We start from the raw sequence: 15,106 nt of genomic DNA on the forward strand, positions 1-15,106 counted from the left end.
ACCTTAGGGGGTGTCCCCCAGGCGCAGTTGCCAGTCCTGCCCCAGCAGGTCGACGCCGAACGAGCGGTGCGGCTTCTCGTCGACGAGGACGAAACCGTGCCGAAGGTAGATGGCGCGGGCGGCGCCGAGGATGTCGTTGGTCCACAGGGTCATCTCGCGGTAGCCCACGTCCCGGGCGAACTCGACGCAGGCACCGACGAGTTGGTCGCCGATTCCCATTCCCCGTGCGTCGGGCTCGACGAGAAGCAGCCGCAGCCGGGCGGTCCCCGGCGCGTCGTCGCGCACGCACATCACGCACCCCACGGGCCGCCCGTCGAGCTCGGCGATCCATGTCCGCTCCAGGTGAGGGTCGTGATCCTCCGCGAAGTCGGCGACGATCCGGGCGACCAGGCCTTCGTAGTCGATGTTGAACCCGTACTCGGCCGCGTACAGGGCGGCGTTGCGCTGCACGATCCACCCGAGATCGCCGGGACCGGGCTCGCGGAGACGGGGGCGTGGCGCCGCCCCGCCCCCGCTCAGGATCCCCCGCACGGTGCGCATCGCGTCCGCGAGGCGGGGCCGCAGGGCGGAAGGGACGTTCGACAGCAGCGAACCGACGGCTTCGCTGGACCGCTCGTCGAGCAGGGCCGCGGTCTCGCGCCCCCGCGCGGTGAGGGTGATGCGCTGACGCCGCGGATCGCGCGCGGAGGGCGCGCGCTCGACGATCCCGGCCTTTTCGAGCTTGCCGAGCAGACGGCTCAAGTACCCGGCGTCGAGAGAGAGTTCGGAGCGAAGGTCGGCCGCATCGAGGTGGGAGGCGTGGTTGAGCTCGTAGAGGACGCGGGCCTCGGTGAGGGTGTACGGCACGTAGAGCTGGCGGCTGTAGTCGAGGGCGCCGATGAGGTTCGTGTAGAAGCGGTTGAAGGCGCGGATCTCTTGGACGGGCGTGGCGGAGGCGTGCGGCATCGGAGATCACTCCAAGGGGCAGAGGGCATCGAGGCGAATTACCCTTGACTGAGTCAACGGTACGCCGCGTCGCCCCTGATCGCCATGCCTTTCAGCCCAGATCCCCGGCCTTCGGGAAGCCGTCGGTCGCGACGGTGATCTCGCGCCCCTCGAGGGGCAGGGTCAGGTCCTGGCCGAAGGGGATCTTCGTGGCGTCTTCGTAGCTCCCGGTCCTGGTCGGGCCGCGGTGGACGATGCAGACACCGTCCTCGGGGTCGATCACCACGTAAACCGGGATGCCGCATTCCGCGTAGAGGTGGAACTTCTTGGCGAAGTCGTTGTCCCGGCTGCTCCGCGAGACGACCTCGATGACCGCCTCCAGACTGTGCCACTCGAAGCGGCCGCGGCTGTTGCGTTCGCCTCCGGGGGCGACGATCGCGAGGTCCGGGGCGTAGCCGTACTGGCTGGATGGGAAGTCGATCATGACGTCCGAGAGAATCTCACCATGTGCGGCAAGCTGCTGCTCGATCTGAGGGGCTGCCTTCAGGATGACTTTCCACTGGTACTCACCTTGCGGCGTCATGATGATCTTCCCCTCCGTGATTTCGACGCGGTAGCCGCGGGGAAGGTTGACGCCGTCCAGTACGTCCCAGGCGCTGGGTGCATCCATGACCATGACTGACATATGAGCCTCCTTATCCCGGTGGTGTCAACGACATCGAGAGCTCACCGACACGGCGGCGCCGTGGACCCCCGCACCATCAGCTCGGCCCCGATCGTCGCCACACCCCCCGGCGGTGGCGCCTCCGCGCCCGTGGCCAGGCGGCCCGCGCGGGCGCCTGCCTCGTGCAGCGGCAGTCGTACGGTCGTCAGGGCGGGGACGGCGTCCACCGAGAAGGGCAGGTCGTCGAAGCCCGCCACCGAGATGTCGTCGGGGATGCGCAGGCCGCGCTCGCGCAGGGCGGCGGACGCGCCGAGGGCGACCGTGTCGTTGGCGGCCACGATGGCGGTCAGGTCCGGGGCGCGGCGCAGGAGTTCGAGGGTGGCCTCGTAGCCGGACTGGCGGGTGTAGGGGCCGTGGACGGTCAGCTCCTCCTGGTCGCCGTTCCCGGCGCTCCCGGTGCCGGAGGCCGCGAGCGCATCCCGGTGGCCCTCAAGCCGGTGCCGGGTGGTCGTCCGCTCCATCGGCCCCGCCACGTACCCGATCCTGCGGTGCCCCAGCGTCAGCAGATGCTCCGTGAGCCGCCGCCCGCCGCTGCGGTTGTCGAAGGTGAGGGTGGCCGTCGCCGCGTCCGAGTCCTCCAGCGGGGGCCGCCCGCAGAGCACGATCCGGGTGCCCGCGTCCGCGAGGCGGGCCAGCTTCGCGGAGACCGCGGCGGCGTGGGCGGGGTCCTCCAGGGCGCCGCCGGTCAGGACGACCGCGGCGGCGCGCTGCCGCTGCAGCAGGGTCAGATAGGTGAGCTCGCGCTCCGGGGAGCCCCCCGTGTTGCAGACCACGGCCATCCGCTCGCCGCCGGCGCGCCCGCCGGGGCCGCCGATCTCGGACTGGACGGCGCCCGCCATGATCCCGAAGAAGGGGTCGGCGATGTCGTTCACGAGGATGCCGACCAGGTCGGAGGTGGCCGCGGCGAGCGAGCTCGCGGGGCCGTTGAGGACGTAGTCGAGGTCGTCCACGGCCCGAAGGACACGCTCCCGGGTGGCGGCGGCCACCGGGTAGTTGCCGTTCAGCACGCGGGAGACGGTAGCGGGGGAGACCTGGGCGCGGGCCGCCACGTCCGACAGGGTCACGGTCATCTCGTCGTCCTCCGGTCACGGCTCTGGTCCGAAGCACTTGTCCGAACCTTGTGCGGCAGGCTAGCTTCTTCTTGGATAGAAAGCGCTTGCTATCCGCTTACCTGCGTACGGAGGGACCCCTGTGACTCGCAAGACGGTGCGCATCGCCATGAACGGTGTGACGGGACGGATGGGATACCGCCAGCACCTCGTCCGCTCGCTGCTCGCCCTGCGCGAGCAGGGCGGACTGGCCCTGGGCGACGCCGACGGCACGGTGCTGTGGCCCGAGCCGGTCCTCGTGGGCCGCAGAGAGCACGCACTGCGGGAGATCGCGGAACGCCACGGACTTGACGCCGAATCCAGCGTCTCGACCGATCTGGACGCGGTCCTGGCCGACCCCACCATCGACATCTACTTCGACGCGCAGGTCACGTCCGCGCGCGAGGAGGCCATCAAGCGGGCCATCGCGGCGGGCAAGCACATCTACACGGAGAAGCCGTCCGCCACAGGCCTCGCGGGAGCCCTGGAACTGGCCGCCCTTGCCCAGTCGGCGGGCATCAAGCACGGCGTGGTCCAGGACAAGCTCTTTCTACCGGGACTCCTGAAGCTGAAGCGCCTCATCGACGGCGGCTTCTTCGGCAAGATCCTGTCCATCCGGGGCGAGTTCGGCTACTGGGTCTTCGAGGGCGACTGGCAGAGCGCCCAGCGCCCCTCCTGGAACTACCGCTCGCAGGACGGCGGCGGCATCGTGGTCGACATGTTCCCGCACTGGGAGTACGTCCTGCACGAGCTGTTCGGCCGCGTACGCAGCGTCCAGGCGCTGGCCGCGACGCACGTACCGCAGCGCTGGGACGAGCAGAACAAGCCCTACGACGCGACGGCGGACGACGCCGCGTACGGCATCTTCGAACTCGAAGGCGGCGCGATCGCGCAGATCAACTCCTCCTGGACGGTCCGCGTGAACCGCGACGAGCTGGTCGAGTTCCAGGTGGACGGCACGGAGGGCTCGGCGGTCGCGGGCCTGCGCAACTGCCGCGTACAGCACCGCGGCGCCACCCCCAAGCCGGTGTGGAACCCGGACCTGCCCGCCACCCACTCCTTCCGGGACCAGTGGCAGGAGGTCCCCGACAACCAGGAGTTCGACAACGGCTTCAAGGCGCAGTGGGAGCTGTTCCTGAGGCACGTGTACGCGGACGCGCCCTACCACTGGGACCTGCACGCGGGCGCGCGCGGCGTGCAGCTCGCCGAACTCGGCCTGAAGTCCAGCGCCGAGGGCCGCCGCATCGAGGTCCCGGAGATCACCCAGTGACGCTCCTGCTGCCGCGCGCGGACGGCACCACGCGCCCGTACGAGCCCCGCAGGGCGCCCTCGCGGGTGGCGCCCGGGGGCGCGCCCCTCACCTCCCGCACGGTCTTCTCGGCGGCGCACGTCGTGGCGGACCCCTACGCCGACGTCTCACCGGACTCCCCGGCGGCCGTCGACTGGGACGCGACCCTCGCCTTCCGCCGTCACCTGTGGGCGCAGGGCCTGGGCGTGGCCGAGGCGATGGACACGGCGCAGCGCGGAATGGGTCTTGACTGGAAGGGCGCGGCGGAGCTGATCACGCGGTCCGCGGCGGAGGCGAGGTCGGTGGGCGGCGCGATCGCCTGCGGCGCGGGAACGGACCAACTAACTGAACCCGCAGACCTCCTGACGGTCCGTTCCGCATACGAGGAACAACTGGCCCTGGTCGAGTCGAGCGGCGCACAGGTGATCCTGATGGCGTCGAGGGCGCTCGCCGCGGTGGCGAAGTCACCGGACGACTATCTGGAGACGTACGGCCACCTCCTGCGCCAGGCGAGCGAGCCGGTGATCCTGCACTGGCTCGGCCCGATGTTCGACCCGGCGCTCACCGGCTACTGGGGAAGCGAGGACCTGGACGCGGCGACTGATACGTTCCTCGAGGTCATCGCCGCGCACCCGGACAAGGTCGACGGCATCAAGATCTCCCTCCTCGACCCGGGGCGCGAGATCGCGGTGCGCCGCCGTCTGCCGGACGGCGTCCGCTGCTACACGGGCGACGACTTCAACTACCCCGAGCTGATCGCGGGCGACGACCAGGGCTTCAGCCACGCCCTCCTGGGCATCTTCGACCCGCTGGCTCCGCTGGCGGCGGAGGCGGTACGCGCGCTGGACACCGGCGACACCAAGGCGTTCCGCGCCTGCCTCGACCCCACCGTCGAACTCTCCCGCCACCTCTTCGAGACCCCCACCCGCTTCTACAAGACGGGGGTGGTGTTCCTGGCCTGGCTGGCAGGCCACCAAACCCATTTCACGATGGTGGGCGGCTTTCAGTCGGCACGTTCGCTGCCGCACTTGTCCCACGCGTACGAACTGGCGGACGCCCTGGGCCTGTTCCCGGACCCGCTCCTGGCCGAGTCCCGCATGAAGTCCCTGCTCACCACGTACGGAGTCCAGCAATGAGCGAGGCCCTGGCGCGCTTCTCCATCAACCAGATGACGGTCAAGCAGTTGTCGCTGCCGGAACTGGCTGCCGCGTGCACGGACTTGGGGATCCCCGGGATCGGCCTCTGGCGGGAGCCGGTCCGGTCCTACGGCCTGGAGAAGACCGCCAAGCTGATGCGTGACGCGGGCTTGACGGTCACGACGCTCTGCCGAGGCGGCTTCCTGACCGAGACCGACCCGCACGCGCGCGTGCGGGCCATCGACGACAACAGGGCGGCGATCGACGAGGCGGCGACGCTGGGTACGGACACGCTGGTCCTGGTGTCCGGGGGCCTGCCTGCCGGCAGCAAGGACCTGCACGGGGCGCGTTCCCGTATCGCCGACGCGCTGGCGGACCTCGCCCCGTACGCGGCGTCCCGGGGTGTCCGCCTGGCCATCGAACCCCTCCACCCCATGTTCGCGTCGGACCGCTGCGTGGTCTCCACGCTGGCCCAGGCGCTCGACCTGGCGGAGCGCTTTCCGGCTTCCCAGGTCGGGGTCTGCGTGGACACGTACCACGTGTGGTGGGACGACCAGGCGCCCGCGCAGATCGCCCGCGCGGGGCGGGGCGGACGCCTGCACGCCTTCCAACTGGCCGACTGGGTCACGCCGTTGCCCGAGGGCGTACTGAACGGGCGGGGCCAGCTGGGGGAGGGCTCGGTCGACCTGCGGTCGTGGCGCGCCTTGGTGGAGGAGGCGGGCTACGGGGGCCCCATCGAGGTGGAGCTCTTCAACGAGGCGCTGTGGTCGAGGGCCGGCCACGAGGTCCTGTCGGAAACGTCACGGAACTACCTGCAGCACGCCTGCTAGCCGGGGGGCTCCGCACCTCCCACCGCACCCCGCATCCACCCCTCCCCGAACAATCCTCTCCCACCCACCCACCCGATCACCCCGCATCCACCTCTGCCCGAACAGACCTTTCCCACCCACCCGCCCGATTGCCCCGTGGTGTCAGGGGTGGGGGCGCGCAAGGGAGTGGGGGGTGGGTGATCTGCGTCGTGGTGGGGGAGGGCGTTCAGTTCTGGGGTGGGTGGGGAGTGCGTAGTGGTGGGGTGGGGCGGTGCACGTCGGCCGGTTGCGATGTTCCGCCAGCCATAGAAAGCGGGCCCACGACTCATCCGCAGTCGGCATCGAGACGCGAGGGGACGTGGCGGTATGTCCGCCCGGAGCACGGTTCCTGGCGCTCCGGGGCCGTAGTAGCCCTGCGGTCACCGGGCGATAGCGAGGACGGACATACCGGCGCGGCGCCGTACCCGCAGGCGGACCGCACCGCAGTCCCCACGGACCTGCAGTCGGCGTCGCTCGTGAGGGGACGTGGCGGTATGTCCGCCCGGAGCACGGTTCGCGGCGCTCCGGGGCCGAAGTAGCCCTGCGGTCACCGGACGATAGCGAGGACGGACATACCGGCGCGGCGCCGTCCCCGCAGGCGGACCCGTACCGCGAGTTCGTGAGGGGACGTGGCGCTCCGGAGCCGTAGTCGCCCAGCGGGCACCGGGCGATAGTGAGGGCGGGCATAGCGGCGCGGCATCGTGCCCGCAGGCGGACCCGCACCGCGAGTTCGTGAGGGGACGGGGCGTTTCGGGGGCGAAGTAGCCCTGCGGCCCGCAGGGTTATCTCTTCTTGCCGCCCAGGATTTGGGCCAGCAAGTCGCCGATCCCGCCCCCGCCGGACCCCGTACCCGCCGGCTTGCCCGACGTTCGTGCACGCTTCGTCAGCACCGTCAGCAACACCGGAATCAGCAGCTCGATCACCCGCGTCACAGAAGCCGCCGGCAGCCCCGTCTTCTTCGCCACCGCATTCGCCACCGGCCTGCTCATCTTCGCCAGGACCCCGGACAACATCCCGCCCGCCGCAAGCCCCCCGAACCCCCCGAACCCGGCAATCCCCTGCGGAGGCGTCGTCTCGGCGAAGGCCTGCTGGACCTCCTCCGCCTCCACCGGATCCTCCGCCTTCTCCTGCAGGTCCCCCGAAAGCGCGTTCACCGTGGTCCCCACCACGTCCTGCGCCCCCGCGGCATCCGTACCGAGCAGCCCCGCGATCTCCTGAAGCTTGTCGTCGCCGAGTTCGTCCAGTACGTCCTTCTCCAGCGAGGTTTCAGGCGAGGTTCCAGGTGCGGTTCCGGGAGAGGATTCGGGAGAGGATTCGGGAGAGGATTCGGGAGAGGATTCGGGAGATTTTTCGTTCATGGGGTAAAAGTTACTTCTGCCCCACTTCGTCGGCACCCCGAAAACTCGTGGCCTTGCCCGTGCAACCCTTCCCGCCCGACGCGGGTCGTACTGTGCGTCGGGACTTCCGTAGGGGGGATCTGGGGGGATCGCGGAGTACCGACAGGGGAGGGGAGACCCGAGGGGGCCCGGTCGAAAGACCGGGCCCCCTCGAAGCTTTTCCGCCCCTGAACCTGCGGTTATCCACAGGCTTCCCACGCTGTCAGCGCCGAGCGATAGCGTCGGCTCATGTCGAGCACAGCAGCGGCACAAGCAGCGACACCAGCAACGGCACCAGCAGCGGCGAAAGCCGCAGTGGTCGAGGGCGTCCTGGAGCGGATCACCTACGCCAACGAAGAGAACGGGTACACGGTCGCCCGCGTGGACACGGGCCGCGGCGGCGGCGACCTCCTCACCGTCGTCGGCGCACTGCTGGGCGCACAGGTGGGAGAGTCCCTCCGCCTGGAGGGCCGCTGGGGCTCCCACGCGCAGTACGGCAAGCAGTTCACGGTGGAGAACTACACCACCATCCTCCCCGCCACCATCCAAGGCATCCGCCGCTACCTCGGCTCCGGCCTCATCAAGGGCATCGGCCCCGTCATGGCCGACCGCATCACCACCCACTTCGGCGTGGACACCCTCGACATCATCGAGAAGGAACCCAAACGCCTCGTCGAAGTCCCCGGCCTCGGCCCCAAACGCACCAAGATGATCGCCGCGGCCTGGGAGGAACAGAAGGCCATCAAGGAGGTCATGGTCTTCCTGCAAGGAGTAGGTGTCTCCACCTCCATCGCCGTCCGCATCTACAAGAAGTACGCGGACGCCTCCATCTCCATAGTGAAGAACGAGCCCTACCGCCTCGCCGCCGACGTCTGGGGCATCGGCTTCCTCACCGCGGACCGCATCGCCCAGTCCGTCGGCATCCCGCACGACAGCCCGGAACGGGTCAAGGCAGGCCTCCAGTACGCACTCTCCCAGTCCACCGACCAGGGCAACTGCTATCTCCCTGAGGAGCGCCTCATCGCCGACGCGGTGAAGCTGCTCCAGGTGGACACGGGCCTGGTCATCGACTGCCTGGCGGAGCTGGCCACGGAAGAGGAAGGCGTCGTACGCGAGAGGGTCCCGGGCCCCAGAACCGGCCCCGACGGCAGCCCCAACGGCAGCCCCAACGGGGAAGAGGACGTCACCGCCGTTTATCTCGTCCCCTTCCACCGCGCGGAACTCTCCCTCTCCGCCCAGCTCCTGCGCCTCCTCAGGACCCCTGAGGACCGCCTGTCCGCCTTCCAGGACGTCGACTGGGACAAGGCCCTCTCCTGGCTGGCCACCCGTACGGGCGCCGACCTCGCCCCCGAGCAGGAAGCGGCGGTCAGGCTCGCGCTGACGCAGAAGGCCGCCGTCCTCACCGGAGGCCCCGGCTGCGGCAAGTCCTTCACGGTCCGGTCCATCGTGGAGCTGGCCCGCGCCAAGAAGGCCAAGGTCGTCCTCGCCGCCCCCACCGGCCGCGCCGCCAAACGCCTCGCCGAGCTCACCGGCGCCGAGGCCTCCACCGTCCACCGCCTCCTGGAGCTCAAGCCGGGAGGAGACGCCGCGTACGACAAGGACCGCCCGCTCGACGCCGACCTCGTGGTGGTCGACGAGGCGTCCATGCTGGACCTGCTCTTGGCCAACAAGCTGGTGAAAGCCGTTGCCCCCGGCGCCCACCTCCTGTTCGTCGGAGACGTGGACCAGCTGCCGAGCGTCGGCGCCGGCGAGGTCCTGCGCGACATGCTCAGCGAGCAGAGCCCCGTCCCCGCGGTCCGCCTCACCCACATCTTCCGCCAGGCCAAGCAGTCCGGCGTCGTCACGAACGCCCACCGCATCAACTCCGGGGTGCCGCCCATCACTCAGGGGCTCTCGGACTTCTTCCTCTTCGTGGAGGAGGAGACCGAGGACGCGGGCCGGGTCACGGTGGACGTGGCCGCCCACCGCATCCCGGCGAAGTTCGGCCTCGACCCCCGCCGTGACGTCCAGGTGCTCGCACCCATGCACCGCGGCCCCGCGGGCGCGGGGAACCTGAACGGCCTGCTCCAGCAGGCCATCACCCCCAGCCGGCCGGACGTACCGGAGAAGCGCTTCGGTGGCCGGGTGTTCCGCGTCGGCGACAAGGTCACCCAGATCCGCAACAACTACGAGAAGGGGCAGAACGGCGTCTTCAATGGCACCGTCGGAGTAGTCACCTCGCTCGACTCCGACGAGCAGCGGCTCACGGTCCTGACGGACGAGGACGAGGAGATTCCGTACGACTTCGACGAACTGGACGAACTGACTCATGCGTACGCGGTCACCATCCACCGCTCCCAGGGCAGCGAGTACCCGGCGGTGGTGATCCCCGTGACCACGGGGGCGTGGATGATGCTGCAGCGGAATCTGCTCTATACGGCGGTCACGCGCGCCAAGAAGCTGGTCGTCCTGGTCGGTTCGCGCAAGGCTCTGGGACAAGCGGTGCGCACGGTCTCCGCGGGCAGACGCTGTACGGCCCTGGATTTCCGGCTCGCCGGAGGCCGTGGTTCCACCCCAACGCGCACCCCGGCAACCACCCCAGGGTTCGCCCCCGGATCCACCCCCCGAAATTTTGATCGATCAAACGAGTAGGAAAGGTCACACACCACTTCCGCAACCGGGGCGGAGAGGGGCAGGATGAGTAGGTTGGCGGCACTCAGTGCCGCCAATAGGCCCAATGGTCGACCCCGAGTGCACTCTCCAGGGCCAAATGGGGGATGGTAGAGACAGTCAGGGCACCTCGAAGAAGAGGCACAACGTCGGTGAGGGATGACGTGAGCGACAACTCTGTAGTACTGCGGTACGGCGATGGCGAGTACACCTACCCGGTGATCGATTCGACCGTCGGCGACAAGGGCTTCGACATCGGGAAGCTCCGCGCCCAAACCGGTCTGGTGACCCTGGACAGCGGCTATGGCAACACCGCCGCTTATAAATCCGCCATCACCTACCTCGACGGCGAGCAGGGCATCCTGCGGTACCGCGGCTATCCGATCGAGCAGCTGGCCGAGCGCTCCACCTTCACCGAGGTGGCGTACCTGCTGATCAACGGCGAACTGCCGAAGGTCGACGAGCTCGCCAGTTTCAAGAACGAGATCACGCAGCACACCCTGCTGCACGAGGACGTCAAGCGGTTCTACGACGGCTTCCCGCGCGACGCGCACCCGATGGCGATGCTGTCGTCCGTGGTCAGCGCGCTGTCGACGTTCTACCAGGACAGCCACAACCCGTTCGACGAGGAGCAGCGCGACCTCTCGACGATCCGCCTTCTCGCCAAGCTTCCGACGATCGCGGCGTACGCCTACAAGAAGTCCGTGGGCCACCCGGTCGTCTACCCGCGCAACGACCTCGGCTACGTCGAGAACTTCCTGCGCATGACGTTCTCGGTGCCGGCCGCCGAGTACGACCTCGACCCGGTCGTCGTCTCCGCGCTTGACAAGCTCCTGATCCTGCACGCGGACCACGAGCAGAACTGTTCGACCTCCACCGTGCGTCTGGTGGGCTCGTCGCAGGCGAACATGTTCGCCTCGATCTCCGCCGGCATCTCGGCCCTCTGGGGCCCGCTGCACGGTGGCGCCAACCAGTCCGTCCTGGAGATGCTCGAGGGCATCAAGCAGGACGGCGGCGACGTCGACAACTTCATCCGCAAGGTGAAGAACAAGGAAGACGGCGTGAAGCTCATGGGCTTCGGGCACCGCGTCTACAAGAACTTCGACCCCCGGGCGAAGATCATCAAGGCGGCGGCGCACGACGTCCTCTCGGCTCTCGGCAAGGACGACGAGCTGCTCGACATCGCGCTCAAGCTGGAAGAGCACGCGCTGGCCGACGACTACTTCGTCGAGCGCAAGCTCTACCCGAACGTGGACTTCTACACGGGCCTCATCTACCGCGCGATGGGCTTCCCGACCGAGATGTTCACCGTGCTGTTCGCGCTCGGCCGTCTTCCGGGATGGATCGCGCAGTGGCACGAGATGATCAAGGAGCCGGGATCCCGCATCGGGCGCCCGCGCCAGATCTACACCGGCGAGGTTCTCCGGGACTTCGTGCCGGTCGAGGGTCGCTGACCCAGCCGACCGGCCAGCCGGCCAAGCGAAAAGCGCCCCGCCGCCGATCCCCCCACGGGTCGACGGTCGGGGCGCTTTCCTGTTTCCCGGTGCGGATTCCCCCCACGGGATCCGGCCGGGCGTCTGTGGTGGCAGCGCGCCAGTCGTACAACTGCGATCTGCCGGGACGCGTACGTACCAGGAGGGCCGCTCAAAGCTCCCCGGTGCACGTGCCCCGGCCAACGCATTCCTAGGAACATCCCCCAAGATGTCCCCGATGTCTAGAGACGTCCCCCAAGACGTCCCTGGCACCGCCCTCTTAGACTCGCGACCCCCCCGAATGGTTACGTTGGGATCGCTGTGATCTGCGTCTCCATCATATGTCCTGTACATGCGCAAGAGGCCTGATATGCCGATCGGGACTCATGCGTGAGAATGCTACGACCATTATGTGAAGGGACTATGTAAAAGTCCTGAGACGAAGGCTGTTGGTCGCGACGAAGACCGACGAGAACGCCATCGCGGCGCCCGCGATCATCGGGTTCAGGAGCCCGGCCGCGGCGAGCGGCAGCGCGGCGACGTTGTAGCCGAAGGCCCAGAAGAGATTGCCCTTGATCGTGGCGAGGGTCTTACGGGAGAGCCTGATCGCGTCGGCGGCCCCGCGCAAGTCCCCGCGCACCAGCGTCAGATCGCTCGCCTCGATGGCCGCGTCCGTGCCCGTGCCCATCGCAAGGCCCAGATCGGCGGTGGCGAGCGCGGCGGCGTCGTTGACCCCGTCCCCGACCATCGCGACGACCTTGCCCTCGTCCCGCAGCCGCCGTACGACATCGACCTTGTCCTCGGGCAGGACCTCGGCGTACACGGCGTCCGCGTCGATGCCGACGGCCTTCGCCACCGCCTGGGCGACGGCCTGGTTGTCACCGGTGAGCAGCACCGGCGTCAGCCCCAGGGCGCGCAGCTCGCGCACCGCCTCGGCGCTGGTGTCCTTGACGGTGTCGGCGACGGCGAGGACGCCGCGTGCCACGCCGTCCCAGGCGACCAGGACGGCCGTACGCCCCGCCGCCTCGGCCTCCGCCTTGAGCGCGGCCACCGAAGCGAGCCCCTCGACCCCCGCGTCCGCGAGCAGCCGCTCACGCCCGACGAGCACCAAGTGCCCTTCCACCGTGCCGCGCACGCCGGACCCCGCGACGTTCCCGAACCCCTCAACGGCGGGCAGCGTGCCCACCTCGATCCCCAACTCCGCGGCGGCGCCCGCGGCGACGGCCCGTGCGACGGGATGCTCGGATGCGTGCTCCAGGGCCCCCGCGAGCCGCAGCAACTGCTTCTCCTCGGTCTCCCCGGCGGCGTACACGTCCCGCAGCGTCATGCGCCCCGTCGTCACCGTCCCGGTCTTGTCCAGGACGACGGTGTCAACGCGGCGCGTCGACTCCAGGACTTCGGGGCCCTTGATGAGGATGCCGAGCTGCGCACCGCGCCCCGTGCCGACCATCAGGGCGGTCGGCGTGGCAAGGCCCAGGGCGCACGGGCAGGCGATGATCAGGACGGCGACGGCCGCCGTGAAGGCGGCGGTCACGTCCCCCGTGGCGCCGAGCCAGCCGCCGAGCGTGGCGGTGGCGATCATCAGGACCACCGGCACGAAGATCCCGGCGATCCGGTCGGCCAGGCGCTGCACCCGGGCCTTGCCGGTCTGCGCGTCCTCGACGAGCTTGGCCATCCTGGCCAGTTGGGTGTCGGAGCCGACGCGCGTGGCCTCGACGACGAGCCGCCCCGAGACGTTCGTGGTCGCCCCGGTCACCGCGTCGCCCGCGGCCACGTCCACCGGGACGGACTCGCCGGTCAGCATCGAGACGTCGACCGCGGACACGCCGTCGACGACGGTGCCGTCGGTCGCGACGGTCTCCCCGGGGCGTACGACGAAACGGTCGCCGACCACGAGACGTGCGACCGGTATACGCACCTCGGCGCCGTCCCGCAGCACGGCCGCTTCCTTGGCGCCCAGTTCGAGCAGGGTGCGCAGGGCTGCGCCCGCCTTCCGCTTCGAGCGGGCCTCCAGCCAGCGGCCGAGCAGGATGAACGTGATGACGCCCGCGGCGACTTCGAGATAGAGCGTGGAGGCGGCGTCGGCGCGCGAGACGGTGAACTCGAAGCCGTGCCGCATCCCCGGCATCCCCGCGTCCCCGAGGAAGAGCGCCCACAGCGACCAGCCGAACGCGGCGAGCGTGCCCACCGACACCAGGGTGTCCATGGTCGCCGCGGCGTGCCGCAGGTTCGTGAACGCCGCCTTGTGGAAGGGGAACCCGCCCCAGACGACGACGGGCGCCGCCAGGGTCAGCGAGAGCCACTGCCAGTTGTCGAACTGGAGCGCCGGGATCATCGCGAGCAGGACGACGGGCAGGGAGAGCAGCGCCGAGCCGATGAGGCGCTGACGCAGGGTGTCGGGCTCGGTGATGTCGGCGGTGGTGGCAGGCGCCTCGGGCTCGGGGGGAGCCGGGACGATCTCCTGCGCGGTGTAGCCGAGCTTCTCGACCGTCGCGATCAGCTGCGCGACCTCGACCCCTTCCGCGTACGAGACTTTCGCCTTCTCCGTGGCGAGGTTGACCGACGCGGTCACGCCCTGCACGCGGTTCAGCTTCTTCTCGATGCGGGCGGAGCAGGAGGCGCAGGTCATTCCGCCGACGGCGAGTTCGACTTCGTTCATGGCTCTCTCGTACGTCTGGGGTGAAGCGGCTGTGGGCCCTGTGACGGTGTCACAGGGCCCGGGGTACCCGGCAGGGGGTGGGTCAGGCCTTGCTGACGCCGGCGAGTTCGTAGCCCGCCTCGTCGACCGCGTCGCGGACCGCTGCCTCGTCGAGCGGGGCCTCGGAGACCACGGTCACCAGGCCGGTGGCGGCCACCGCCTTGACGGAGCTGACACCGGCGATCTCCGAGATCTCGGCGGAGACGGCACCCTCGCAGTGGCCACAGGTCATGCCGGTCACCTCGTACACGGTCGTCACGGCACCCTGCGGCGTCTCGGCGGCGCCGTCGGAGTGGCAGGAACCGCTGGGGGAGCAGCAGGAGCCCGTGGTCTCGGCCTGCGGGAGCTCGGTCTGGGCGCTCATGTCGTTCTCCTCGGAGAGGGTGCGGCGTGTGTGCGTACTAATGCGTCGTAATGTGCAGGAGTGGTCCCGGTGTTCCCGGAGACCCCCTGACACTCACCACACTATACCCCTAGGGGGTACACCTCAATGAGGTGGCCGCCGGGGACCGGGGGCGGTGTCACGCCGGGCGGTCAGTCCTTGCGTCCGCGGTTGCTCGGCCTGGACGCGACCCAGGCGCGGATGGTGTCCGCGTACCAGTAGGGCTTCCCGGACTCCACGTGGTCGGGGTCGGGGAGTAGGCCGTGCTTGCGATAGGAGCGCACGGTGTCGGGCTGCACCCGGATGTGTGCGGCGATGTCCTTGTACGACCAGAGCCTTCGGTCGGTCATCAGTGGCACCTCCCTGCGGGTGCCGCAGGGGCGACTCGGGGGGAGCCGTCGGGGGAGCTGCGGCACGACGCTGGCGATCACTCAGCCTGTGCCCGGTGAACGACGCGGACTGAGCGCAGGAGGGCGGCTGTCGACCGGCTGTGACGGAAGACCCGCGTAGGCGGGACATGT

At 69.5% G+C, this 15,106-nt stretch carries 12 protein-coding genes; 5 read left to right on the plus strand and 7 right to left on the minus strand.

What is annotated here, in order from left to right:
* Nucleotides 1-3: 3 nt before the first annotated feature.
* The 3 genes from ABD378_RS38325 to ABD378_RS38335 form a co-directional block, all read right to left on the minus strand.
* On the minus strand, nt 4-945 hold the full coding sequence (locus ABD378_RS38325) for a bifunctional helix-turn-helix transcriptional regulator/GNAT family N-acetyltransferase (protein ID WP_344529006.1): 942 nt from the start codon (nt 943-945) through the stop codon (nt 4-6).
* 91 nt (nt 946-1,036) lie between these two features.
* Nucleotides 1,037-1,609, minus strand: coding sequence for a Uma2 family endonuclease (locus ABD378_RS38330; RefSeq protein WP_344529008.1), 573 nt, complete (start codon nt 1,607-1,609; stop codon nt 1,037-1,039).
* Nucleotides 1,610-1,650: 41 nt separating this feature from the next.
* Nucleotides 1,651-2,718, minus strand: coding sequence for a LacI family DNA-binding transcriptional regulator (locus tag ABD378_RS38335; protein WP_344529010.1), 1,068 nt, complete (start codon nt 2,716-2,718; stop codon nt 1,651-1,653).
* Nucleotides 2,719-2,839: 121 nt separating this feature from the next.
* Between ABD378_RS38335 and ABD378_RS38340 the strand changes: the two genes are divergently transcribed.
* The 3 genes from ABD378_RS38340 to ABD378_RS38350 are packed head-to-tail and all read left to right on the plus strand — an operon-like array spanning nt 2,840 to nt 5,990.
* A complete protein-coding gene (locus tag ABD378_RS38340; protein ID WP_344529012.1) occupies nt 2,840-4,006 on the plus strand; it encodes a Gfo/Idh/MocA family protein in 1,167 nt (388 codons plus the stop codon).
* Nucleotides 4,003-5,160 (plus strand): dihydrodipicolinate synthase family protein, encoded by a 1,158-nt coding sequence (locus ABD378_RS38345; protein WP_344529014.1) that lies wholly within the window; start codon nt 4,003-4,005, stop codon nt 5,158-5,160. The genes ABD378_RS38340 and ABD378_RS38345 overlap by 4 nt, the downstream gene beginning before the upstream one ends.
* A complete protein-coding gene (locus tag ABD378_RS38350) occupies nt 5,157-5,990 on the plus strand; it encodes a sugar phosphate isomerase/epimerase family protein (protein WP_344529016.1) in 834 nt (277 codons plus the stop codon). The genes ABD378_RS38345 and ABD378_RS38350 overlap by 4 nt, the downstream gene beginning before the upstream one ends.
* Before the next feature lie 800 nt (nt 5,991-6,790).
* Here ABD378_RS38350 and ABD378_RS38355 read toward each other — a convergent pair.
* Entirely contained in the window at nt 6,791-7,402 is a 612-nt protein-coding gene (locus ABD378_RS38355; protein ID WP_344529018.1) for a DUF937 domain-containing protein, read from the minus strand.
* A gap of 231 nt (nt 7,403-7,633) precedes the next feature.
* Between ABD378_RS38355 and recD2 the strand changes: the two genes are divergently transcribed.
* Both recD2 and ABD378_RS38365 read left to right on the plus strand, forming a co-directional pair.
* Nucleotides 7,634-10,015 carry an SF1B family DNA helicase RecD2 gene (gene recD2 / locus ABD378_RS38360; RefSeq protein ID WP_344529020.1) on the plus strand — a complete coding sequence of 794 codons (2,382 nt, stop codon included), beginning with the start codon at nt 7,634-7,636 and terminating at the stop codon, nt 10,013-10,015.
* A 125-nt stretch (nt 10,016-10,140) separates the two neighbouring features.
* Complete coding sequence (locus ABD378_RS38365) at nt 10,141-11,487, plus strand: citrate synthase (protein WP_249589823.1); 1,347 nt, start codon at nt 10,141-10,143, stop codon at nt 11,485-11,487.
* Between the two features lie 439 nt (nt 11,488-11,926).
* Here ABD378_RS38365 and ABD378_RS38370 read toward each other — a convergent pair whose 3' ends face one another.
* From ABD378_RS38370 to ABD378_RS38380, 3 genes are all read right to left on the minus strand, one after another.
* Nucleotides 11,927-14,164 (minus strand): heavy metal translocating P-type ATPase, encoded by a 2,238-nt coding sequence (locus ABD378_RS38370; RefSeq protein WP_344529023.1) that lies wholly within the window; start codon nt 14,162-14,164, stop codon nt 11,927-11,929.
* Nucleotides 14,165-14,246: 82 nt separating this feature from the next.
* Nucleotides 14,247-14,567, minus strand: coding sequence for a heavy-metal-associated domain-containing protein (locus tag ABD378_RS38375; protein ID WP_344529025.1), 321 nt, complete (start codon nt 14,565-14,567; stop codon nt 14,247-14,249).
* 170 nt (nt 14,568-14,737) lie between these two features.
* The gene (locus ABD378_RS38380) at nt 14,738-14,935 is read right to left on the minus strand and encodes a MarR family transcriptional regulator (RefSeq protein ID WP_344529027.1); all 198 of its coding nucleotides are present in this window, start codon (nt 14,933-14,935) and stop codon (nt 14,738-14,740) included.
* Between the last annotated feature and the right edge of the window lie 171 nt (nt 14,936-15,106).

It is taken from the genome of Streptomyces rectiviolaceus, assembly GCF_039533825.1.
Taxonomy (GTDB): Bacteria; Actinomycetota; Actinomycetes; order Streptomycetales; family Streptomycetaceae; genus Streptomyces; species Streptomyces rectiviolaceus.

Excerpts from the sequence above, each read along its gene's own strand:
- ABD378_RS38330 (WP_344529008.1), bottom strand. The coding sequence starts at position 1,609 with ATGTCAGTCATGGTCATGGATGCACCCAGCGCCTGGGACGTACTGGAC.
- ABD378_RS38375 (WP_344529025.1), bottom strand. The coding sequence starts at position 14,567 with ATGAGCGCCCAGACCGAGCTCCCGCAGGCCGAGACCACGGGCTCCTGC.
- ABD378_RS38350 (WP_344529016.1), top strand. The coding sequence starts at position 5,157 with ATGAGCGAGGCCCTGGCGCGCTTCTCCATCAACCAGATGACGGTCAAG.
- ABD378_RS38335 (WP_344529010.1), bottom strand. The coding sequence starts at position 2,718 with ATGACCGTGACCCTGTCGGACGTGGCGGCCCGCGCCCAGGTCTCCCCC.
- ABD378_RS38325 (WP_344529006.1), bottom strand. The coding sequence starts at position 945 with ATGCCGCACGCCTCCGCCACGCCCGTCCAAGAGATCCGCGCCTTCAAC.
- ABD378_RS38365 (WP_249589823.1), top strand. The coding sequence starts at position 10,141 with ATGGTAGAGACAGTCAGGGCACCTCGAAGAAGAGGCACAACGTCGGTG.
- ABD378_RS38370 (WP_344529023.1), bottom strand. The coding sequence starts at position 14,164 with ATGAACGAAGTCGAACTCGCCGTCGGCGGAATGACCTGCGCCTCCTGC.
- recD2 (WP_344529020.1), top strand. The coding sequence starts at position 7,634 with ATGTCGAGCACAGCAGCGGCACAAGCAGCGACACCAGCAACGGCACCA.
- ABD378_RS38380 (WP_344529027.1), bottom strand. The coding sequence starts at position 14,935 with ATGACCGACCGAAGGCTCTGGTCGTACAAGGACATCGCCGCACACATC.